This window comes from Ectothiorhodospira shaposhnikovii, from assembly GCF_016584105.1.
GTDB classification, from domain to species: Bacteria; Pseudomonadota; Gammaproteobacteria; order Ectothiorhodospirales; family Ectothiorhodospiraceae; genus Ectothiorhodospira; species Ectothiorhodospira shaposhnikovii.
Genome location: NZ_NRSM01000008.1, coordinates 116,090 through 138,584 on the forward strand (window position 1 = coordinate 116,090; position 22,495 = coordinate 138,584).

Consider the following 22,495-nt stretch of genomic DNA (forward strand, 5'->3'; position numbering starts at 1 on the left):
CCCACCACCTTCGGTACCTACCGAGCAAGGACAAGGCCCGACATGCGTAGAACCAAAATCGTAGCAACCCTGGGACCGGCCACGGACAGCCCGTCCGCCATGCGCGCGCTGGTGAAGGCCGGCGTGGATGTGGTGCGCATCAACTTTTCCCACGGCGATCCGGACGATCACCGCAAGCGGGTGGCCCTGTTGCGGGAGACCGCCCGGGAAGCCTCACGCATCGTCGCCGTGCTGGGGGACCTGCAGGGTCCTAAGATCCGCACCGCCCGCTTTGCCTCGGGCAGCGTGGAACTGAAGGAGGGCGATGACTTCGTCCTGGACGCGGACCTGGCCCCCAATGCCGGCACCCGGGAGCGGGTGGGCATCACCTACAAGGAACTGCCCGGCGACGTCAGCCCCGGCGACAGCCTGCTGCTGGATGATGGTCGCCTGGTGCTGACGGTGGAACGGGTGGAGGGGCCGCGGATCCATACCCGTGTGGCCGTGGGCGGCACCCTGTCCAACAACAAGGGCATCAACCGCCAGGGGGGCGGCCTGTCCGCCCCCGCCATCACCGACAAGGACCGGGAGGATATCCGCCTGGCCGCCGAGCTGGACGTGGATTTTCTTGCCATTTCCTTCCCCCGCAGCGCCGCCGACGTCAACCGCGCCCGGGAACTGTTGAGGGAGGCCGGCGGGCAGGGAGGGATCTGCGCCAAGATCGAACGGGCCGAGGCGGTGGACGCCATCGATGAGATCCTCACCGCCACCGACGTGATCATGATCGCCCGTGGCGACCTGGGGGTGGAGATCGGGGACGCGGAGCTGCCGGGGGTGCAAAAGCGCCTGATCCAGCAGGCCCGCACCCGCAACCGGGTGGTGATCACCGCCACCCAGATGATGGAATCCATGATCCAGAATCCCATCCCCACCCGGGCCGAGGTGTTCGACGTGGCCAATGCGGTACTGGACGGCACTGACGCGGTCATGCTCTCCGGGGAAACGGCCACCGGCAACTATCCCCACAAGGCGGTGGAGGCCATGGGGCGGATCTGCGAAGCGGCGGAGCGCCAGCGCAGTGCCCGGGTATCCACCCACCGCATGGACAGCTACTTTGAACGGGTGGACGAGGCCATTGCCATGGCTACCATGTACACCGCCAACCATCTGGATGTGCGCGCCATCGCCGCCATGACCGAATCCGGCTCCACGGCCCTGTGGATGTCCCGCATCAGTTCCGGTATCCCCATCTTCGCCATGACCCGTCATCAGTGCACCTGTCGTCGGATGGCGTTGTACCGGGGGGTCTATCCGGTCCTGTTCGAGAGCGACAATACCAGTCATGCGGCCAACAACCGTCAGGTGGTGGCCATGCTGCAGGAGGCCGGCATTGTCAGGGACGGCGACCTGGTCATCATCACCAAGGGGGATCTCACCGGCGTCATGGGCGGGACCAACGCCATGAAGATCGTCCAGGTGGGTGCATTGCAGGACTTTGCCCCATAGGCGCCCTTGATTCTCGAACCCATAACGACAACGATACCGAACCGCATAGCGATTCGAAGACCACAACCCACAGGAGGTCCCTCATGGCCCTGATTTCTCTGAGACAGTTGCTGGACCATGCCGCCGAGCACGGTTACGGCATGCCCGCCTTCAACGCCAACAACATGGAGCAGGTGCACGCGGTCATGCAGGCCGCCGACGAGGTGGATGCCCCGGTGATCATTCAGGCCTCCGCCGGTGCCCGCAAATATGCCGGCGAGCCCTTCCTGCGCCATCTCATCATCGCCGCGGCGGAACAGTATCCCCACATCCCCATCGTGCTGCACCAGGACCATGGCGGTGAACCTGCGGTGTGCCTGGCGTCCATCCAGTCCGGCTTCACCTCGGTGATGATGGACGGCTCCCTGATGCCCGATATGAAGACGCCTTCCACCTATGAGTACAACGTGGAAGTGACCCGCCAGGTGACCGAGATGGCCCACTGGCTGGGCGTGTCCGTGGAAGGCGAACTGGGCTGCCTGGGTTCCCTGGAAACCGGCATGGCCGGCGAGGAAGACGGTTCCGGCGCCGAAGGCCAGCTGTCCCATGACCAGCTGCTCACCGACCCGGACGAGGCCGCCGACTTCGTCAAGAAGACCGGCGTGGATGCCCTGGCCATTGCCATCGGCACCAGCCACGGCGCCTACAAGTTCACCCGCCCGCCCACCGGCGACATCCTGGCCATCAAGCGCATCAAAGAGATCCATGCCCGCATCCCCAACACCCATCTGGTGATGCACGGCTCTTCTTCCGTGCCCCAGGACTGGCTCAAGATCATCAACGAGCACGGTGGTGACATGGGCGAGACCTACGGCGTGCCGGTGGAAGAGATCCAGGAAGGCATCAAGCACGGCGTGCGCAAGGTGAACATCGATACCGACCTGCGCATGGCCTCCACCGGTGCCATTCGCAAGTTCCTGGCGGAAAATCCCAAGGAATTTGATCCCCGCAAGTTCCTCAAGGTCTCCACCGCCGCCATGAAGGACATCTGCAAGGCTCGCTACGAGGCCTTCGGCTGCGCCGGCATGGCCTCCAGGATCAAGCCCGTGAGCCTGGAAGCCATGGTCAAGCGCTACAAGTCCGGCGAGCTGGCGCCCAAGGTGCAGTAAGGTAAACGCCGCGCAAGCCCCTCTCTCCTTGCGGGAGAGGGGTTGGGGTGAGGGGAATGCGGTTCTGCTAAAGTATCAACAAATAGGCGCGCCGTTCATTTCCACCCCTTCTCTCTCTTCGGGCGAAGGCTGTCGATATCCCTGGACCCCGCATGCACACACCCAGCCCTCGTCTCCTTGCCTGCCTTCTGCCGCTCCTGCTCCTGCCCGCCACGGCGCCGGCGACCCCGCTGGCCGAAGCCCTTCAGTCCTGCGCCGGCATCACCGATGCCGATGCTCGCCTGGCCTGTTACGACCGGCTGGCCGACCTGTCCGTCGCAGACGACGGGGATGCCGCGCCACTGCCATCCAGAACCCTGGCACTGCCCGGAGGGGCGGAGGCACGGGATCCTGATCCGTCCCGCCGCCCTGCCTCCCGCATCGACGCCGTCTGGGGTTTCGCCCCGGACAGCAGCCGTTACGTGATCGCCTCCCACCGTCCCAGTTATCTGCTGCCAGCCCGTTACACCGACCGCCCCAACGAACAGCCCTTCTCACCCCTGATGGAACTGGCCGATGCCGACCGGGTGGAGCTGGACTCGGTGGAGGCCAGGTTCCAGTTCAGTTTCAAAACTCGACTCTGGGCTACGGATGACCGCCGCTGGGGCCTGTGGGGCGCCTATACCCAGCAGAGTCAGTGGCAGGTCTATAACGACCGGGATGGGGCCTCGCGACCCTTTCGTGAAACCAACTACATGCCGGAGCTGATCCTGAGCTACCGGCCGGACCTGTCCCTGGGAGGCTTCCACTGGCGCCTGCTCAATGTGGGTTACAACCACCAGTCCAACGGTCGGGCCGAGCCCCTGTCCCGCAGCTGGGACCGGCTCTTTGCCGAGGTGGGGGTGGAACGGGGTGATCTGGTCATCAATGCCCGGATCTGGCACCGGATACAGGAAAGTGACAGCCGGGACGACAACCCGGACATCACCGACTATCTGGGCTACGGCGACCTCACTGCCTTCTGGCAGCAGGGTGGCCACAGCTACACCCTGATGCTCAGGGGGCGTCCCAGCACCGGCAAGGGTGCCGTCCAGGCCACCTGGATGAGCCCCCCGATACTGGGGCCTCTGAGGGCCTATACCCAGGTCTTCAGCGGCTATGGGGAGAGCATGATCGACTACAACTGGCGCCAGAACACCCTGGGTTTCGGGCTGGCCCTGAGTGATCTTTACTGACCCTTGTCATGGGCGCCGGCGGCGCAATCCACCCGGAACACGGGGACTTGTTCCGGGGGCAGCGGCGCCCGTTGCCGCATCCGGTCGGCGATCTTTTCGGCCATCATGATGGTGGGGGCGTTGAGGTTGCCGGTGATGATGCGGGGCATGATGGATGCGTCCACCACCCGCAGGCCCTCCACCCCGAACACCCGTCCTTCGCCATCCACCACTGCCATGGGGTCCTGGGGCGAACCCATGGCACAGGAACCCGCCGGGTGGTAGGCGGTTTCACCGTGCTCGCGCACGAAGGCATCCAGTGCCGCATCCGAGCGGGCCTCGCTGCCGGGGGAGAGTTCCCGTCCCAGATAGGGTGACAGGGACGGCTGGACCATGATCTCCCGGGTGAGGCGGATCGCATCCCGGAATTCCCGCCAGTCCTGGGGGTGGCTCATGTAGTTGAAGCGGATGCGTGGGGCCAGGCGCGGGTCCTTGCCGGCCAGGCGGATCCAGCCCCGGCTGGGGGAGCGCATGGAGCCCACATGGGCCTGGAAACCATGGGCCTCCACCGCCTGGGTACCGTTGTAATTGATGGCGATGGGCAGGAAGTGGTACTGGAGATTGGGCCACGGAAAGGCCGGATCACTGCGGATGAAGCCGGCGGCCTCGAAGTGGTTGCTGGCGCCGATGCCACGGCCGGAGAACAGCCATTGGGCGCCGATCCAGGGCTGGTTCCACCATTTCAGGGCCGGGTAGAGGGTGATGGGACGCTTGCACTGGTACTGGATGTAGATCTCCAGGTGATCCTGCAGGTTTTCGCCCACGCCCGGCAGGTCATGGACCACCGGGATGTCCAGGGCCTCCAGTTCGGCGGCCGGGCCGATCCCCGAGCGTTTGAGCACTGCCGGCGAGAGGATGGCGCCGGCGCAGAGCACCACTTCCCGCCGGGCATGGGCATGCCTGCGCCGACCCCGGTGGATGAAACTGACCCCCCGGGCGGCATGTCCTTCGATGAGCACCTGCTCGGTGAGGGCGCGGGTCACGATGCGCAGATTGGGGCGCGGGCGGGCCAGGTCCAGGTAGCCACGGGCGGTGCTGGAACGGCGCCCACGGGGGGTGGTGGTCCGGTCCATGGGACCAAAGCCCTCCTGCTGGTAGCCGTTGACGTCCGGCGTATGGGGGTGGCCGGCTTCCTGGGCCGCCTGGATGAAGGCCTGATAGAGGGGGTTGTTGTCCGGCCGGGGTGTGGTCACCCGCAGGGGGCCCTGGTCGCCGTGATAGGCGTCGGCGCCGATATCCCGATTTTCCGCCTTCTTGAAGTAGGGCAGGCAATGGGCATAGTCCCAGCCCGGCAGGTTGAAGTCCGCGGCCCAGTGGTCATAGTCCAGGGCGTTGCCGCGGATGTAGCACATGCCGTTGATGAGGGACGATCCCCCCAGGCCCTTGCCCCGGCCGCAGTCCATGCGGCGCCCGTTCATGTGGGGTTCCGGCTCGGTCTGAAAGCCCCAGTTATAGCGACGTCCTTGCAAGGGATAGGCGAGGGCGGCGGGCATCTGGGTACGAAAGTCCAGCCGCCAGTCCCGTCCACCGGCCTCCAGCAGCAGTACCTGGGTATCCGGGTCTTCGGTCAGTCGGGCGGCCAGTACGGCGCCGGCGGAACCGGCGCCGATGATGATGTAGTCGTAGGTCATGTCCTGCATGGGGCTCCTGAATCGGGTGGGGGAGGGACGGTGGGGCGTCGGGCTAGAACACGCTGTCCACCCCGCCGAGTTCCACGTACACCGACTTGCGCTGGGTGTAGTGCTCCAGGGCGGCGCGGCCGTTCTCCCGGCCCAGTCCCGACTGCTTGTAGCCGCCCACCGGCATCTCCACCGGTGACAGGTTGTAGGTATTGATCCAGCAGATGCCTGCCTGGATCTGGTGGATCACCCGGTGGGCCCGGGCCAGATCCCGGCTGAATACGCCCGCGGCCAGGCCGTAGCGGGTGTCGTTGGCCCGCTGGATGACGGCCGCTTCATCCTCAAAGGACTGCAATACCATCACCGGGCCGAAGATCTCCCGGCGCACCAGGGGGTGGTCATCCGGGCAGTCGGCGAACACGGTGGGTGCCACGAAGGCCCCCTCCGGGGCGTCGTCGGGGCGCAGTCGTTCCCCGCCGATCAGGCAGCGCAGGCCGTCTTCCCTGGCCTGCCGGATGCGATCCATGACCTGCTCGCAGTGGGCCTCGCTGATGACCGGTCCCAGGGTGGTGGCCGGGTTCAGCGGGTCCCCGGCGCGGATGCGCCGGATGCGTTCCAGCAGCCGGGCCTGGAAGGTCTGGCGGATGGAGGCCTCCACGAAAACCCGGGTGCCATTGGTGCAGATCTGGCCGCTGCTGTAGAAGTTGGCCATCAGGGCCGCGTTCAGGGCCTGCTCCAGATCCGCGTCGGCAAAGATGATCAGTGGCGACTTACCCCCCAGCTCCATGGTGACCTGCTTGAGGCTGCTGCGGGCGGCATCGGCCATCACCGCCTTGCCGGTTTCCACCTCTCCGGTGAAGGAGACCTTGGCGATATCGGGATGATGAGTCAGCGCCCGGCCCACTTCCGCGTCTCCTTGCACCACGTTGAAGACACCCGGCGGCAGACCCGCCTCGGTGAAAATGTCCGCCAGCGCCAGGGCGCTCAACGGGGTGAGTTCGCTGGGCTTGAAGACCATGGCGTTGCCGCCGGCCAGGGCCGGGGCCGCCTTCCAGCATGCGATCTGCAGAGGGTAGTTCCAGGCGCCGATGCCGGCGCATACCCCCAGGGGTTCGCGGCGGGTGTAGATGAAGGCCTGCTCGCCCTGGGGGATCTGTTCCCCTTCCAGTCCCATGGCCAACCCGGCGAAATATTCCAGGGCGTCGGCGCCGGTCTGGATGTCCACGCTGGCGGTTTCGCTGATGGGTTTGCCGGTGTCCCGGGTTTCCAGGGTGGCCAGGGCCTGGTTGCGGTCCCGCAGCAGATCCGCCGCCCGGCGCAGGATGCGGCCACGGGCCATGGGGGGCATGGCGGCCCAGATTTTCTGGCCCTGCGCCGCCGAGCGCACGGCCTCATCCACCAGGGCCTGGTCTGCCGCCTGGATACGGGCGATGGTCTGCCCGGTGGCCGGGTTGACGGTTTCGAAATGGGGGGTATCCGGAGACTGGACAGGGTGTCCGTGGACGTAGCTGCCCTGAATGGGGGCGGTGGCGGGCTGGGTGTGGGGCATGGGATCTCCCGGTGATTCGCGGGTGGAATGGGTCTGCTCAGGTTTCGGTGGTCCGGGGGGCGTGCCCCTCCAGCCAGGCCCGGGCGTTGTCCCGGGCCAGCCGCCGACAGGCTTCGATATCAATGCCTTCCGGTGTCAGGGCACCCCGCAGCCACAGGCCATCAATCAGCGCAGCCACGGACTGGGCGGCATCCCGGGCCTGATCCGCCGGCAGGACCTGACGGAACTGGTGGCACAGATTGGCGTACAGGCGCCGTTCGTTGACCCGCTGCAGGCGACGCAGGGCCGGTTGATGCATGCTGGCGGCCCAGAACTCCAGCCAGGCCCGCATGGCGGCCACATTGGTCTGACTGGAGTCGAAATTGCCGTCGATGATGGCGTCCACATGACCGGCAATATCCTCCGGAGGGATCCTGCGGCGCCGCTCCGCCACGGCTTCTCCCAACTGCTGGAGCAGGTAGCGCATGGTGGCCTCCATCAGCCCCGCCTTGTCCCCGAAATAATGGCTGATGATGCCGCTGGAGACCCCGGCAAGGCGCGCAATACGCGCAATGGTGGCGTCCGCCATGCCGTACTGGTGAATCGCCGTGAGTGTGGCCTTGATCAGTTGTCGGCGCCGTCCGGACGCCATGGGGGAAGGTTGCATTCTGTTCTCCATCGGGCGCGTGTATTTCACTCTAAATCAGATTGAACAATCGTTCAATTATAGTTTGATTGATCGTTCAATCAGGGTTGATTTGTCGGCGGTGACTGGGCATTCTGAAAAGGAAATACTGAATCAGTCAGCCGCTGTTACTCCTGTGATCTACAGTCACGGATCGCAGATCTAGTGTGACGGATTGCGATCTATTGTCACACTCGCGGACTTCCGTCACTCCCGCCTTCGCGGGAATGACTGACTCAGAACATCCCGAATGTCATGCCCGTTCCGGGGCGAATGAGGAGAAGAGTCGACATGCATCGTTTGCTGAGCGCAATCACCATATCCGCCATGAGCCTGACCGGTATCACCCATGCCGCCGAACCCGATGAATGCGGGCAGGTGCGGTTTGCCGAGGTGGGCTGGACCGACATCACCGCCACCACGGCGACGGCCCAGGTGGTTCTGGAAGGCATGGGTTACGACACCCGCAGTCTCACGGTGTCCGTTCCCATCGCCTATGCGGGGCTGGAGAACCAGGATTTCGACGTCTTTCTGGGCAACTGGATGCCGAGCATGGCCAGCATCATCCAGCCCTATCTGGAGCGGGGAACGGTGGAGACCATCGCCACCAACCTGGAGGGCGCCAAGTACACCCTGGCGGTGCCCCGGTATGTGCATGATGCCGGTGTGACCCATTTCAGTGATCTGGCGGAGCACCGCCGCCGGTTCGGCGGGCGCATCTACGGCATCGAATCCGGTAACGACGGTAATCAGATCATTCAGCAGATGATGGATGACGATGCCTATGACCTGGGACGTTTCCGCCTCATGGAGTCCAGTGAAGCCGGCATGCTGGGGGAGGTACGTCACAATACCGCCCGTGAGGAATGGATCGTGTTCCTGGCCTGGGAGCCCCATCCCATGAACACCCGTTTCGACATCGCCTACCTGGAAGGCGGCGAGGACTACTTCGGCCCGGATTTCGGTGCCGCCACGGTACACACCAACGTACGTACCGGCTACACGCAGCAGTGTCCCAATGTGGGGCGTCTGCTCAGTCAGCTGTCCTTTACCCTGGAGATGGAAAACCATCTCATGGATCAGATCATGAACCGGGACGTGGACCCCAAGGTGGCGGCACGCGTCTGGCTGCAAGACAATTCTGATGTCCTGGAAGGCTGGCTGGACGGTGTCACCACCCGGGACGGTGAAGATGCCTTCAACGCCGTGACCCAGGCCATCACCGCGGCGCTGGTCGAGTAGTTCTCCATCCCCGGGCCGGCCCGTTGGCAGGCAGTGATGGGGTCGGGTGCAGACGTTCCGGAGGTAATCGGCTATCTTCAACCTCCATGACACCACCCCGCCGCATCGCCCACCTGGACATGGATGCCTTCTATGCCTCCGTGGAGTTGCTGCGTCATCCGGAGTTGCGTGGCCGGCCCGTGGTGATCGGCGGTCGCCGCCGCGCCCTGGGGGAACCCGGGCAGGCCGCCGCCGCCAGGCTTGAGGCCTATGCCGGACGCGGGGTGGTCACCACGGCCACCTATGAGGCCAGGGCCCTGGGTGTTGCCTCGGGCATGGGCCTGATGAAGGCGGCCCGCAAGGCCCCGGATGCCATCCTGCTGCCGCCGGACTTCGAGGCCTACCGGGACTATTCCCATCGCTTCAAGACGGCGGTGGCCGCCATCGCCCCCTGTATCGAGGACCGGGGCATTGATGAGATCTATATCGACCTCACCCACGTCCCCGGTGCATCCGGACCCCTGGGGCAGCGGCTCAAGCAGGCCGTGCTGGATGCCACTGGCCTGACCTGCTCCATCGGCATCGCCCCCAACAAGCTTCTGGCCAAGCTCTGTTCCGAGCTGGATAAACCGGACGGCCTCACCCTGCTGACCATGGACGATGTGCCGACACGGATCTGGCCCTTGCCGGTGGCCAAGGTCAACGGCATTGGGCCCAAGGCCGCCGCCCGGCTGGAGGCCCTGGGCATCCTCACCGTGGGGGATCTGGCCGCCTGCGGCCCTGGTCTGCTGCGGGAGCAGTTCGGACCCGCCCAGGGGGCGTGGCTGCATCAGGCGGCCCGGGGTATTGATGACCGGCCGCTGGAAACCGAGTCCGTGCCACGCTCGATGAGCCGGGAGACCACCTTCGAGCGGGACCTGCATCCCCGTGAGGACCGTGCCGAGCTGTCCGAGATCTTCTCAGCCCTGTGCGTGCGGGTATCCCAGGATCTGGCTCGCAAGGGGTGCCGCGGGCGCACGGTGGGCATCAAGCTTCGCTATGAGGATTTCCGCACCCTTACCCGGGACATCACCCTGGCCCGTCCGGTGTTCGATGCGGTGGATATCCGCCGGGCGGCAGGGGAATGCCTGCGCCGGGTGCCCCTGGAGCAGCGGCTTCGCCTGCTGGGGGTGCGTGTGTCGGGGCTGAGTTTCGGTGATGAGGACGGGCCGGCCGATGGGGATATGCAGATGGAGCTGCCGCTCTGATGATGTTGAGCCAATACGACCGAACGAGAAACAGATGCTGCTGACCCTTGCCTTGATGCTGTTGATCCTGTTGCTGGGCCTGGTACTGCTGCTGTGGCATGCCCGTACCGCCTTCGTCATTACGCTGGAGCAGGGCAGGGCGCGGACCCTGCGGGGAACTGCGCCGCCCGGTTTCCTGCGGGGCTGCGACGAGGTGGCGCGGATGTATCGTCTCACCCAGGGGCGCATCAGCGGCGTCCGGACCGCCCACGGGGTGCAGCTGCGCTTCTCGCGGGAGATCCCGGAGCATGTGCACCAGCCCTTGCGTAATGTATGGACACCGCCCACGGACGGCGGCGGTGGTGGCGGTCATCGGGCCGCCGGGTAGACGGCCCTGGATCAGGGCGCCGTTTCCCAGACTTCCCGCAGAAAGCCGGTGCCTCCCAGGTACCCCATCTGGCGCTCTATCCAGGCCTGCCGGGAGCGCACGTAATCCGAAGGGGCGGCCACCCGGTATCGTACCGGGCCAGGCAATACCGCTGCCAGCAGTGCCGCTTCCCTGGCCGTGAGTTCCGCCGCTGGCTTGTCGAAATAGATCTGGCTGGCGGCGCCCACTCCGTAGACATTGGGGCCGAACTGGGCCACGTTCAGGTACACCTCCAGAATCCTCTCCTTGGGCCAGAGGGTCTCGATCAGGACGGTCAGGTAGGCTTCTGCCACCTTGCGGGTCAGGCTGCGTTCGGGCCAGAGGAACACATTCTTGGCCACCTGCTGGGACAGGGTACTGGCACCGCGCAGGCGGCCGCCGTCCCGGTATTCGTTGATGGCGGCGCGGATGGAGCGAAAGTCGAATCCCCGGTGATCCAGGAAGCGCTGATCCTCCGCGGCGATCATGGCCAGGGCCGCGTGGGCGGAAATCTGCTGCCGGGGTACCCACTCATGGTTGACCGGGATGGTGCCGATGGCAGGGCGGGAGGACCATTGATGCTGCAGCATGAAGGCGGTGGTGGGCGGGTCCACCCACCGCAGGCTCCCCACGATCAGGACACTGAGCAACACCAGCGCCGCCAGGCTCGCAAGCAGCCAGCTCAGAAGACGCCACCACAGGGGGCGGCGACAGGGTTTGGAGGGGTATTTTCGCACCCTTGAACTATCTCAATTTCCAGCCTGGATCGGAAGCCGTGCGTGCCGACATCTCATTTACCGTCGGCAGCTCATGGGAATTCTCTCGTGACGCTGCTAACTGCCGGGCATCAGTGGGAAAAATGTCGGCTGTCCACAAAAGCTGTGGATAAGTCTGTGGAGAGTATGTCGGAAACCGCTCCCGGGGCGCATGGGAACAGCCCGTGGCTGAATTGGTCATGAAATGATCATGTTTTTAATTAATTGATTTAATTGGTTTTATTTTTGTGGCCGACGATGGCTGAGTGGGGCGTATCGTTGCCATGTCGCTGCGTCGGGCATTATCCATGCTGTGCATATTCCTGGGTATATCCCTATCTGTCATTTGATTTTCATTGTTTATTGACCTGGCCGTCACGGGAGCGAAAGACACTTCTCATTTTTTGAGGAGTCCACATTCATGCAACGTACCTTGCTGGCCACTGCCCTGGCCGCGGTTATAGGTTCGACACTTCTGACGACCGGTTGTGATTCCTCGTCCGGTTCCGATGATGCCGATCACAGGAACAATACGGTAGAGCTGTCGGTGCTCGGCCAGTATCAAAGTGGAGAATATGCCCGCAGTGCAGCCGAGATCGTGACCTACGATCCACAAAGTCGTCGCGCCTTCGTGATCAATGCCGCCAGCGGTCAGGTGGACGTGCTGGACATGAACGATCCGGCCAATCCGGCCCGGCTGTTTTCCATCGATGTCTCGGATATCGGTGCCGACGCCAATAGTGTGGCGGTGAAAAACGGCATTGTCGCCGTGGCCGTTGAGGCCAATGTGCGCACCGACAATGGTTCGGTTGCCCTGCTTGATACCGACGGCACTCGGCTGAATGTGTTGGAAGTGGGCGCCTTGCCGGATGCGTTGACCTTTTCTCCCGATGGCCGTCATGTGCTGGTGGCCGACGAAGGTGAGCCCAATGATGACTATACGATCGATCCCGAGGGGTCCGTGTCCATCATCGATCTTGGCGGCGGTGCGGGCGTGGCCACCGTACGCACGGCGGATTTCAGGGCCTGGAATGGCCGCGAGGACGAACTTCGCGCCGCCGGTGTGAGGATCTTCGGCCCCGGCGCCACCGCTGCCCAGGACTTCGAGCCGGAGTGGGTGGAAGTCAGTGCCGACTCAAGCACGGCCTATATGTCCCTGCAGGAGAACAATGCCATCGCCGTGGTGGACATTGCCACGGCGACGGTCACGGACATCTTCCCTCTGGGGTTCAAGGACTGGTCGGAAAGCGGTGCATGGGCCGGTAACGGTTTTGATGCCAGCGACCGTGACGGCGGTATCAATATCCGTCACTGGCCCGTCCTTGGGGTCTATCAACCGGATACCATCCGTCTCTACGAGACCGGGGGTCAAGCCTACATCCTGACCGCCAACGAAGGAGATGCCCGGGACTACGGCGGCTGGACCGAGGAGTTCAGGGTGGGTCAGCTGCAGCTCGACCCGGCAGCTTTCCCCAACGCGGCGGAGCTGCAGCAGAATGAACAGCTGGGACGCCTGCGGGTGACCTCCACCCTGGGCGTGAGCAACGACTGCGATCCGTCCAGCAAGGCAACCGACGTGCGTCAGGATTGCGTCTATGACACCCTCTACGCCTTCGGTGCGCGCTCCATGTCGATCTTCCGGGTGACCGGGACGGGACTGGTCAAGGTGTACGACACCGGATCGCAGATGGAGGAAACCACCGCGGAGTGGTATCCCGACGATTTCAATTCCAACAACAGCGAAAACAACAGCTTCGATACCCGTTCCGACGACAAGGGGCCGGAGCCGGAAGGGATTGCCATTGGCGAGGTGGATGGTCGGGTCTATGCCTTTGTCGGGTTGGAGCGCATGGGCGGGGTGATGGTCTATGACATCACCGAGCCGGAGCAGACCGTTTTCGTCCAATACATCAACAACCGGGACTTCAGTCTGCCCAATACGCCGGAGGCCCTGACCACCACCGATCTGGGTGCCGAAGGCCTGCATTTCATCCCGGCCGCCGACAGCCCGGATGCCCAGGGCCGGGCACTGCTGCTGGTGGGCAACGAAGTCAGCGGTACAACGACGGTCTTTGCCATCGACGCGGTTCCCGCCGCCCAGTGATTCCGCACCGGGGGGATCCAACGCGGATCCCCCCTTCTCTCAGGCCACCCCCTTGGAACCTGGCCCGGTTTAGGCTATCCTGCGCCACCTTGCCGCAGTCGAAATTTCCCGCATCGGCAAGCGATGTTTCCCGGCGCACATTCGCCCTGAAACGTGCTAACATCCTTTTTCACGCGCCCGTAGCTCAGCTGGATAGAGTACTGCCCTCCGAAGGCAGGGGTCACTGGTTCGAATCCAGTCGGGCGCGCCATAAAATTAAAGAATCAAAACAGCCGCTTACAGGATATCCTGGGCGGCTTTTTTGTTGCCTGGTCACATGGGATTGGTGCTGTGTGCCCATCCCCGCGCCCTCCTCCAAAGCACTATGCATGCCTGTGAAAGGCTAGCCAAAAGATATTTTCAGCGGCGCTGCCGCGTCTTGGGTTGAGTACAGGCGCCGAATCAAGTGAGGGCGGCATCCTACCGCAGTAGGTGGTAGTGTTCAGGGTCGAACAGATGACGCAAAGCCGTCTACGAAACCCATCAATAACAGGAATGCAGATCGATGGACTTGCCGGATGGTCTCTACGACCGGCTGCTCACGGAGTCGTTAAGGGATGCCCTCGCCAGTGTTGCGGACGAGCGGAGCCGTACACTCAAAGGGCTGTCCACCGAGGATGCTTCTGAACGGCTGGTTGAAGCGATCACATCCCAGCTTGGCCGCATACTGGACGACCTGAAAGGTGACGGACAGGAGAAAATCCAGCGCCAACTGGCGCTTGCCAACGCCGTGCTGTTACATGCTCGCCAGCATCTTGATGGTCATGAGGGTAGGGGGGATGCCCTGGTTGAGCCATTGCAACTGTTGCAGGCCGTCCATCGGCATTCCTCTGCCCCCGTGTTGCCGGATACAGGGTTGGCCCTGCCCTGGTTGTTCACAGCCGGCAAGGGCTCGCCATCCCTGTTGTCCGAACTGCGCCGGGAACTCTCCGCCTGCGATCAGGTGGATATTCTGGTCAGCTTCATCACCCTTTCCGGGGTGCGCAAGTTGTTGGATATCCTCCAGTCGGCGACTGCAGTAGGGGCCGATGGCCGACCACGAACCGGGCTGCGTATCCTCACCACCACCTACACCGGCGCCACAGAAGTTCAAGCCCTGGATGCACTGGCCCGGCTGCCAGGTTGCGAAATCCGTGTCTCCCTGGACGGTCGCCGTACCCGCCTGCACGCCAAGGCGTGGTTGTTCCACCGGAGATCAGGTTCCGGCACCGCCTATGTGGGGAGCGCTAACCTCTCGGGCGCTGCGCTGATGGGCGGCCTGGAGTGGACTGTCAAGTTCACCGAGCGCGGGCAGACCGATCTGTTCGAACGGGCCAAGGCCCATTTCGAAACACTTTGGGAGGATCGGGAGTTTCAGCCCTTTGATCCGTACAATCAGCAGCATAGGGAAGCGCTGGGGGAGGCCCTGAAACGGGAATCAGGCGAGGATATCATCGCTCGCCCCACTTATTTCGATCTCGAACCGAAAACCTATCAGCAGGAGATGCTCGATCAGTTGCAGATCGAGCGAGACCACGGGCGCCGGCGCAACCTGGTAGTGGCGGCCACGGGCACCGGCAAGACTGTGGTGGCTGCGTTCGATTACAAACGTACCTGCACACAGGCTGGAGGGTTGCCTCGGCTGTTGTTCGTGGCGCACCGGGAAGAGATCCTTAAACAGGCATTGCGCACCTGGAGGGAGGTCCTGCGGGATCACGGCTTTGGTGAAATATTGGCCGGTGGCCGCGAGCCCGAGCAGTTCGACCACATCTTTGCCACCATCGACAGTGTGACCGCCAGGAATATGGTGGGCCGGTTTGGTCCCGAGCACTGGCACACGGTGATCGTGGACGAATGCCACCGCCTGGCGGCGCAGCGATTTCACGACTTTGTCAGCGCAGTCAAGCCCAATATCCTGCTGGGCCTGACCGCGACCCCGGAGCGCAGTGACGGCCAGCCGATTCTGCACTATTTTGATAATCGGCCCGACGGCTCACCGGCGGTGGAACTGCGGCTCTGGCACGCTCTGGATCTGCAACTGCTCTGTCCCTTCGAGTATTACGCCTGTGACGACGACACGGACTTTTCCACTGTGCCGTGGAATCAGCCCGGGGAACTGGCGGCCATCGACAATCTGGTGACCGGCAATGACGTGCGTGCACGGTTGGTGCTGAATGAATGGCGTCGTCTGGCCGGTGACCCGGCGCGGGGCCGAACCTTGGTGTTCTGCGTTTCCGTGGCCCATGCGCAATACATGACGGACAGGCTCAACGTTTCCGGCATCAAAGCCGTCTGTGTGGTCGGCGCCACGGCACCAGATGAGCGGCGGCGTGCACCGGAGCTTCTTGCGCGGGGCGAAGTTTCCGCCATCGTGACCTGCGATCTGTACAACGAGGGTGTTGACCTGCCGCTGGTGGACACCCTGTTACTGCTGCGCCCTACCCAGAGCCCCGTGCTGTTCCAGCAGCAGATTGGCAGGGGCTTGCGGCTGGCCCACGGCAAGGAAAGCTGTCTGATCCTGGATTTTGTGGGGCGGCATCGTCAGGAATTCCGGTTCGATCGACTGCTTTCCTCCCTCACCGGTTTGCCTCGCGGGGAGCTGATTGACGCGGTGGAAAAAGGCTTCGGCTCCCTCCCCCCGGGCTGCCACCTGCATCTGCAACGCAAAACGCGTGAACAGGTGCTAGACAGCCTGAGAAGGCTGGTGCAGCAAAACTGGAGACGCCTGCGCACCGAATTGCAGACCTATGCTGCCTTGCGTGGCCGAAACAATATCCGTCTGGTCGATTTCCTGCGGGAGCAAGCCATCGAACTGGAAGATATCTATCGCCGAAGTGGCCGCTCCGGCTGGACCCATCTCAAGCGTGATGCCGGATTGCTGAACCAGGATGCTGGTGTTGAGGAAGCCTATTTCGGGCGTCGTTTTTCCGACCTGCTGCATTTTGATGATCCCGAGCGCATCGATCTGCTGCTCAAGGTGGGAGAGAGCAAGGCAGGCTATCCACCCGGTAGTGATCGGGAACGCCTACTGATGCAGATGCTCGCCTACCAGATCGATGCCCAGCACCATCAGTCTGGCACCGGCGAGGCTTTTCTGCATCGGCTGCATGCCTATCCGGAGCTCATCGCCGAGGTTGGCGAGCTGGGGGAGGTGCTGCAGACGCGCTCTCGTCTGCTTCATCATCCAGTCCCCGGGCTGGAGGATGTGCCGCTCTGCCTGCATGGCCGCTATGGTATCCGTGAGATATTGACGGCGCTGGGGTGGCTCACAGCGGAGCGCCGCGCCCCGTTTCAGGCGGGCGTGTTGCCCTTGAAGGATCGCAAGATCGAGTTGCTGTTCGTCACCCTGGACAAGCGAGAAGGCTACCATGAGCGCATCGCCTATCATGATTACGCCATCAGCACCGAGCGCTTCCACTGGCAGTCTCAGAATGCAGCCGGGCCTAACACCACCGCCGGGTGCCGTTACCTGGAAAGCCCTGGAAACGGCTGGCGCTTCCAGCTTTTCGTGCGTGCAGCAAAGGGGGACCCCTACCACGCCTGCGGCCCGGTAACCCTGGAGGGTGCGGAAGGTGAAAAGCCTATGAGTATCCACTGGAAACTGGGCATTCCTTTGCCGATCAGGCTGTTTCAGGCATTCAGTGTACTGAGAGAGGCTTGATTGTCGCTCACCAAGCACTGCAATGGACACCCCATCCGATGGGGCGGTCACTGGCAAGTCCTACGGTTTCAATCCTGGCGGAAAGATGGGGCGTGGAGTGGTTCGATCGGCGATCCAAAGCATCTGTTCCGTCAGCTTCTGGGGTTATCGCGCGCGCTTTTGCTTTCAGTAGGGTGAGGGCTGTAAAGAGAGGGTTTGATCCACATAAAAGTGCCCGGCGAAGCGGTCACGGTATGAACCCATCCTTCCCAATGAACCACGTGGCGTAGGATGAGCAATCGTGTTCACGCAGGTGGGTCATCGGATGTGAATGCTTGACGGTTGGCGGCAGTCGGGACCTTGTGGTGCCGCGGTTCTGCTTCAGACGGGGTGAACTCAGGAGAGTCAAGCCAAATGATGCAAGATGATGGTGGGCAGAAACTGCCAGATGGGTGGGTCTGATGAGTTCACATGTATCCCCCAGCCTGAAATCACGCTACCGGGGTGTTTTGCTGGGCCTCGCAGCCGGCGACGCCCTGGGCACGACGCTGGAATTCGCTTCACCGGGCAGCTTTGAGCCGATCAGCGACATGGTGGGAGGTGGGCCTTTCCAGCTTGAGCCGGGGCAGTGGACCGATAACACCTCCATGGCCCTGTGTCTGGCGCAAAGCCTGGTGGAGCGTGGTGGATTCGATGCTCGGGACCAGATGGAGCGCTATTGCCGCTGGTGGCGCGATGGCTATCTCAGCAGCACCGGGACCTGTTTCGATATCGGCAACACGGTGAAGGAAGCCCTCTCTGCTTACTTGCACAGCCTGAACCCCATCAGCGGCTCGACGGCCAGGAGCAGCGCAGGCAATGGATCCTTGATGCGGCTCGGCCCCGTGCCCCTGGCCTATCGCCGTCATTCCTCCCGCGCCATGGCGGCCGCCGTGGCCAGTTCCAAAACCACCCACGGAGCCCCGGAGTGCCTGGATGCCTGCCGGGCGTTCAGTGGCTTGTTGCTGGCTGCGCTGGCGGGGTGGAGCAAGGAGCGACTGTGCACCGCATCCTGGCAGGAACTGCCGGGCTTTGTGGCAGAGGACGAGTTGGACCGGCCGTGGAATCCGTGATGCGTGGTTCCTATCGTCAGGGCCATCCGCCCCGGATTCGTGGCACGGGTTATGTGGTGCAAAGTCTGGAGGCGGCGATCTGGGCTTTTTACCGAAGCCAGGATTTTCGCCAGGGAGCGCTGCTTGCCGCCAATCTGGGCGATGATGCCGATACGACCGCAGCGATTTATGGCCAGCTTGCCGGCGCGTTCTACGGTGACCAGGGCATCCCCGAGGCATGGCGTTCCAGGCTCACCGCCAGGGAACTCATGGTGGAGTTGGCGGATGCCTTGCTGTCCCTGTCCGAAGAGGGCAGGGATGGGCCTCATCTGAATACGGATCCGGGAGCGACGACATGACCCTGGCACGCACCAGTGAAACACACCCTCTGCGGATTGACGCGCTGACTCTGCCCGGAGGGGGGCAGATCGGGATTACCTTCTGCCCTGGAAAGCATCAGCGGGATGCGATGACGGGTCGGTGGGCGCGGGATCTTGAGGCTGATCTCAAGTCCATCCAGATATGGGGCGCGTCAGTGGTCATCACGCTCATTGAGGATCACGAATTTGCCGAGTTGTCCGTGCAGGGCCTGGGCGACATGGTACGTGCCCTGGGCATGACCTGGCATCATCTGCCCATTCCGGACATGTCGGTGCCGGATCCGGGGTGGGAGCAGCGCTGGCAGGGTGTGTCCCCATCAATGCACGCACTGCTGGATCATGGCGGCCAGCTGCTGATTCACTGCAAGGGCGGCCTGGGGCGTGCCGGCACGGTGGCCGCCCGGTTACTGATCGAACGCGGGTATGTCCCGGTTGACGCCATGGCCATGGTGCGAGCGGTCCGAACGGGTGCGATTGAGAATGCGCTTCAGGAGCGGTATCTGTTGGCCAGCTTCCGCTATCGGTAGCGCTGGCCCACGAGGCCCCCAAATGTTGCTCTACAGGAAGACACTCAGCGCAGCGAAAGGCCACGGTCGAGGCTGTCAGTCAGCAGTTTTTTATGCTTCGTCAAGTGCGCCCGGCCACTTCAAATTCGAGAGTCTGATCGCGGCCGATACGAACCCTGACTTGTTTGTCCTCTGCGAGAGCGGCGGCAGTCACACCAGCCAACAACCCGATCGTTGCGCCAATTGCCATACCCGCAGGACCCCCAACAACACCGACAGCTGCGCCAGTAGCGGTACCGGCCCTCGTCCGCCCAGTGATTTCTGGTGCGCGAAATCACTGGGCGGACGATGTGCTCGGCGGCATTCTGTACAGCATCAAGAGCCTGCATGAGCGGGCGGAGGTTCGTAAGTGACGATTACCAAGGGATTGATCATTGCCGACCCGTGGATCGGCCACATCCTCGACGGGACAAAGACGTGGGAGATGCGTTCTGCCAGCGTGTCGCACCGTGGCTGGTTTGGTTTGATTAGAAAGGGCACCGGGGCGGTCTACGGCGTCGCAAGGCTGACTGACGTGGGGGCGCCGCTTTCCCTTGAGGAGATGGTATCAACTTACGAACGGCACCGCATTCCGGAACGCCAGATCCGCTCCGGCGAGGTCGCCAAGTGGAACATACCCTGGAAGCTCGAGGATGTCCGGCGACTGGCCTCCCCGGTGCCCTACCGGCACCGCAACGGCGCCGTGACCTGGGTCGAGTTGGGCCAGGACGTTTCTGACGCGATCGCCCGTCAGATTGGAGAGATCCCGCAGCCCCATGTTGCACCCGCTGCCACGCCGCTACCGTCGCAGCATAGGTCGGCAGCACCGCAGGGGGAACGGGCGCCTGCATCCATGCCTGCAAAGAACGTCCGGCTGATCGGCCAAGTCCAGATCACGCAAGGCAACATCAACAACAACCACATCTACCTTCGTGAGTTCTTTGACCGTTTTCCGGAAGAGGTCATCGGCGGTTCGAACCGGCGCGAAGAGGCCGCCCGGACGGTCACGGTCGATTGGGGTGGCGATGCTCTTGTTCAGACCGATCTCGATGGATCGAAGCGGTTATTCCGCGCCCGAAGCTGGGTCCGCAACTTCTTCGAACTCAACGACGCGGCCGCAGGTGATTGGGTTCTGGTGGAGGAAATCGGGTTCTACACCTATCGGGTCCGACTGGTAAAGCGCGGAGGGGTCCATGCAGCATAGAAAACTGATTCTCTCGCGCTGGATCCTGCCACAGGGCTGCTTTCGTCGAGGCGGCGCTCGGTGCTGTGATGGCTGAGATCGTCGATCTTGCAGCCCGATTTTAGAACCTGATGCCAATCCTGAATTTTCAGCACAATCGAAGCCGCCTTACTAAACGATGCTGGCCGTGACCAATCTTATGTTGAAGAATCCAGTGATGGGGTTGTGAAAATATGGTTGGAAAAAAAAGATTTTTAAGTGGTTTTTTGCTTGCTTTGCTCGGGTTTTCTCTTCTCGTATTGGTTTTTATTTCAGTTAGTGTTTTTTTTGTTGCATTCTTAATGGATGGGGGTGACCTGTTTGGCGTTCTTGATGTTCAATTGTTTAATACTATTCTGGTGCAGAACTCGACAGAGTATCTGGCGCTTATCATTGGGTTGCCAGTGTCTATCCTTGTTTCGCTTGTTGCATTGTCACTGGCGTATTTAGCGCACACAACAGCGCTTCGTGATGAAAGGAGAGAGGCGCAGTATATTATAAAGGAAAAACGCGATGCTGCGCTTGAAGCGTTTTCTGTGATGGCTCTTGCTATCAATAGGTTGGTTGTTTTCAGTTCTTTGATTGCCAAAGATCTACAGGAAATAAATATAAAATACAGCAACAGCATCCTTGAGCTTGGACATGAAGATCACTGGGATGAGAATGAAGTGGTAACCAATAGGCGCGAATTGAAAAAAGAGAAAGGTCGTTGCTATAGGAATAAACTTCTAGAGTTGTATGAGTTTACGCAGAGAGAAATGTCGCCCGCATTACGCAAGCTAATGAGTAATGCCCTATGTTTGCAGTTTTTTTTTGATGGTAGGAGGGTGGCTTGCGGTGAGTTTAGGTGCGACCCTTTTGATCATCTAGTGGAACTTGTGGAGTGTGGTGGTTTGTTTATTAATTCTCTTAGTGATGAGGAGGTGGTAAATGTCGTTGAGCGAAATGCTCGTCTATGTTGGAGTGGGTTCAGAGTAGAAGGTGATGGCGGCGCGGTCTTACACCAGCTCTTCCCCCCTCAGGTACTTAATCATTCAGGTGTTTTTGTAGCTGCCTCAATGGCGAGGCCGCTAGTTAGATATAGAGCATATGACGATCATGACTGCTTGTTGCTTTCGTATGATGATCCTGAGTTATCAGCGCATGAACTAAAGGCGATGTTGGATTCTAGTGAGTATGATCAAGAGGCTAAAGACTGTCATTATGTTGGTCCAATATTAATGTCTTGGTTGATTTCTTGCTTTCCTTCTAAGGATGAGTTTAATGATAAAATTATCTCATACTTTGAAAGCAAGACTTATGGTTTTATGTTTGATGATATAAGAACGCATATATCGCCCAATCAGCTTATTCTAAAAGAGGTATTAAGTCAGAATGCGCGCCTATCCGAGGTCATTGGGTATAGGTTTGTCGAAGAAGAAAATCTTGTTATGGTAGATAACTGTGCGGCTCTCATAGAGCTTGCTGCTATTGAAAGAGTTCATCAAGCCGCAGTCAGTAGGTGATTCGATAAACTAGCGTCTCCCGCTCCAGTCATCTCTCCATTGCGAAAAGTTCAGGGGGCGCGTGTGATGGCGAGGTGGGGGGCATGATTTAACTGGAAATTGTGTTTTCGAGAGAATACATTTACCTCTTGGGTGCGTACTATCGTGGAGCTTGGTCTGGTTTTTGCTGACAGCTTCTAGCTCTTGATAACGCTTGACAGCTCCGGGGGAGTAGAAATACCGTGGAATCGGCACGGCTACTCCACTTGCTACCCAGGTTCGGGTCCGGATAGACGTCGGCGCCAGCTGACGGCGTGGAAGTATCCATGCTGATGATGACCCGAACGCCAGCTCTGACCCCATCTGTGCCAGCGCGCACACACCATGCTCCAGGTGACCTCCACGACCCGAGGAGAGGATGACGGTCCGGGATGGCAACAAGATAGGAGCAAATCAAATGTCGAAGTCCTCCAAAAGCGCACTGGACAATCGCGCCAATCAGCTGAATCCCAAACACCGGGCCTATCATCAGGCAAGGGGCTCGGATCTTCAGCAGGCTCGCGAATTAGCTCGATCGAGCAAGCCCTCGCTTGACGGTCGTGCCAACCAGTTAAATCCTGACAGTGCCGTGCACGGCACACCTCGGGATAGCTCGCGGTTATCCTCCCGACCCTCTAGGCCGTCC

At 61.6% G+C, this 22,495-nt stretch carries 15 protein-coding genes, 1 tRNA gene and 1 pseudogene; 13 read left to right on the plus strand and 4 right to left on the minus strand.

The features are described 5' to 3' along the window. The first annotated feature begins 42 nt into the window (after positions 1-42). The 3 genes from pyk (at position 43) to CKO35_RS06565 (ending at position 3,847) form a co-directional block, all read left to right on the plus strand. Positions 43-1,485, plus strand: coding sequence for a pyruvate kinase (gene pyk / locus CKO35_RS06555; protein WP_200173829.1), 1,443 nt, complete (start codon positions 43-45; stop codon positions 1,483-1,485). 83 nt (positions 1,486-1,568) lie between these two features. Next, the gene (fba, locus tag CKO35_RS06560) at positions 1,569-2,633 is read left to right on the plus strand and encodes a class II fructose-bisphosphate aldolase (RefSeq protein ID WP_200173831.1); all 1,065 of its coding nucleotides are present in this window, start codon (positions 1,569-1,571) and stop codon (positions 2,631-2,633) included. 152 nt (positions 2,634-2,785) lie between these two features. Then, the gene (locus CKO35_RS06565) at positions 2,786-3,847 is read left to right on the plus strand and encodes a phospholipase A (protein ID WP_200173833.1); all 1,062 of its coding nucleotides are present in this window, start codon (positions 2,786-2,788) and stop codon (positions 3,845-3,847) included. Here CKO35_RS06565 and betA read toward each other — a convergent pair. From betA to betI, 3 genes are read right to left on the minus strand one after another with little or no spacing between them, the layout of a single operon-like run. After that, positions 3,841-5,526 carry a choline dehydrogenase gene (gene betA, locus CKO35_RS06570; protein ID WP_200173839.1) on the minus strand — a complete coding sequence of 562 codons (1,686 nt, stop codon included), beginning with the start codon at positions 5,524-5,526 and terminating at the stop codon, positions 3,841-3,843. The genes CKO35_RS06565 and betA overlap by 7 nt on opposite strands. Positions 5,527-5,569: 43 nt before the next feature. Further along, complete coding sequence (gene betB, locus CKO35_RS06575) at positions 5,570-7,054, minus strand: betaine-aldehyde dehydrogenase (protein ID WP_200173841.1); 1,485 nt, start codon at positions 7,052-7,054, stop codon at positions 5,570-5,572. Between the two features lie 37 nt (positions 7,055-7,091). Further along, the gene (gene betI, locus CKO35_RS06580) at positions 7,092-7,700 is read right to left on the minus strand and encodes a transcriptional regulator BetI (protein ID WP_200173843.1); all 609 of its coding nucleotides are present in this window, start codon (positions 7,698-7,700) and stop codon (positions 7,092-7,094) included. A gap of 309 nt (positions 7,701-8,009) precedes the next feature. On the opposite strand from betI, the gene CKO35_RS06585 reads away from it, so the two are divergent. The 3 genes from CKO35_RS06585 (at position 8,010) to CKO35_RS06595 (ending at position 10,553) form a co-directional block, all read left to right on the plus strand. Then, on the plus strand, positions 8,010-8,960 hold the full coding sequence (locus CKO35_RS06585) for a choline ABC transporter substrate-binding protein (RefSeq protein ID WP_200173845.1): 951 nt from the start codon (positions 8,010-8,012) through the stop codon (positions 8,958-8,960). An 86-nt stretch (positions 8,961-9,046) separates the two neighbouring features. Beyond that, entirely contained in the window at positions 9,047-10,186 is a 1,140-nt protein-coding gene (gene dinB / locus CKO35_RS06590; protein WP_200173852.1) for a DNA polymerase IV, read from the plus strand. Between the two features lie 34 nt (positions 10,187-10,220). Further along, a complete protein-coding gene (locus CKO35_RS06595; protein ID WP_200173854.1) occupies positions 10,221-10,553 on the plus strand; it encodes a DUF3634 family protein in 333 nt (110 codons plus the stop codon). A gap of 11 nt (positions 10,554-10,564) precedes the next feature. Here CKO35_RS06595 and mtgA read toward each other — a convergent pair whose 3' ends face one another. Then, positions 10,565-11,308 (minus strand): monofunctional biosynthetic peptidoglycan transglycosylase, encoded by a 744-nt coding sequence (gene mtgA / locus CKO35_RS06600; protein WP_338031759.1) that lies wholly within the window; start codon positions 11,306-11,308, stop codon positions 10,565-10,567. Between the two features lie 439 nt (positions 11,309-11,747). On the opposite strand from mtgA, the gene CKO35_RS06605 reads away from it, so the two are divergent. The 7 genes and pseudogenes from CKO35_RS06605 (at position 11,748) to CKO35_RS06635 (ending at position 21,831) form a co-directional block, all read left to right on the plus strand. Then, the gene (locus CKO35_RS06605; RefSeq protein WP_200173856.1) at positions 11,748-13,430 is read left to right on the plus strand and encodes a choice-of-anchor I family protein; all 1,683 of its coding nucleotides are present in this window, start codon (positions 11,748-11,750) and stop codon (positions 13,428-13,430) included. Positions 13,431-13,603: 173 nt separating this feature from the next. Next, positions 13,604-13,680: transfer RNA gene (locus CKO35_RS06610), tRNA-Arg, on the plus strand. Between the two features lie 294 nt (positions 13,681-13,974). Beyond that, positions 13,975-17,109: a DEAD/DEAH box helicase gene (locus CKO35_RS06615; protein WP_200173857.1), complete on the plus strand. Its 3,135-nt coding sequence runs from the start codon at positions 13,975-13,977 to the stop codon at positions 17,107-17,109. Between the two features lie 440 nt (positions 17,110-17,549). Then, positions 17,550-18,538 (plus strand): annotated as a pseudogene (locus tag CKO35_RS06620) (ADP-ribosylglycohydrolase family protein). Then, positions 18,535-19,086 carry a cyclin-dependent kinase inhibitor 3 family protein gene (locus tag CKO35_RS06625; protein ID WP_200173859.1) on the plus strand — a complete coding sequence of 184 codons (552 nt, stop codon included), beginning with the start codon at positions 18,535-18,537 and terminating at the stop codon, positions 19,084-19,086. The pseudogene CKO35_RS06620 and the gene CKO35_RS06625 overlap by 4 nt, the downstream one beginning before the upstream one ends. 388 nt (positions 19,087-19,474) lie before the next feature. Next, complete coding sequence (locus CKO35_RS06630; protein WP_200173861.1) at positions 19,475-20,308, plus strand: ASCH domain-containing protein; 834 nt, start codon at positions 19,475-19,477, stop codon at positions 20,306-20,308. Positions 20,309-20,520: 212 nt separating this feature from the next. Continuing rightward, complete coding sequence (locus tag CKO35_RS06635) at positions 20,521-21,831, plus strand: hypothetical protein (RefSeq protein ID WP_200173863.1); 1,311 nt, start codon at positions 20,521-20,523, stop codon at positions 21,829-21,831. The last annotated feature ends 664 nt before the right edge of the window (positions 21,832-22,495 follow it).

Bases quoted from the DNA above. Each gene is read 5' to 3' on its own strand.
- pyk (WP_200173829.1), top strand. From the start codon at position 43: ATGCGTAGAACCAAAATCGTAGCAACCCTGGGACCGGCCACGGACAGC.
- fba (WP_200173831.1), top strand. From the start codon at position 1,569: ATGGCCCTGATTTCTCTGAGACAGTTGCTGGACCATGCCGCCGAGCAC.
- CKO35_RS06565 (WP_200173833.1), top strand. From the start codon at position 2,786: ATGCACACACCCAGCCCTCGTCTCCTTGCCTGCCTTCTGCCGCTCCTG.
- betA (WP_200173839.1), bottom strand. From the start codon at position 5,526: ATGCAGGACATGACCTACGACTACATCATCATCGGCGCCGGTTCCGCC.
- betB (WP_200173841.1), bottom strand. From the start codon at position 7,054: ATGCCCCACACCCAGCCCGCCACCGCCCCCATTCAGGGCAGCTACGTC.
- betI (WP_200173843.1), bottom strand. From the start codon at position 7,700: ATGCAACCTTCCCCCATGGCGTCCGGACGGCGCCGACAACTGATCAAG.
- CKO35_RS06585 (WP_200173845.1), top strand. From the start codon at position 8,010: ATGCATCGTTTGCTGAGCGCAATCACCATATCCGCCATGAGCCTGACC.
- dinB (WP_200173852.1), top strand. From the start codon at position 9,047: ATGACACCACCCCGCCGCATCGCCCACCTGGACATGGATGCCTTCTAT.
- CKO35_RS06595 (WP_200173854.1), top strand. From the start codon at position 10,221: ATGCTGCTGACCCTTGCCTTGATGCTGTTGATCCTGTTGCTGGGCCTG.
- CKO35_RS06605 (WP_200173856.1), top strand. From the start codon at position 11,748: ATGCAACGTACCTTGCTGGCCACTGCCCTGGCCGCGGTTATAGGTTCG.
- CKO35_RS06615 (WP_200173857.1), top strand. From the start codon at position 13,975: ATGGACTTGCCGGATGGTCTCTACGACCGGCTGCTCACGGAGTCGTTA.
- CKO35_RS06625 (WP_200173859.1), top strand. From the start codon at position 18,535: ATGACCCTGGCACGCACCAGTGAAACACACCCTCTGCGGATTGACGCG.
- CKO35_RS06635 (WP_200173863.1), top strand. From the start codon at position 20,521: ATGGTTGGAAAAAAAAGATTTTTAAGTGGTTTTTTGCTTGCTTTGCTC.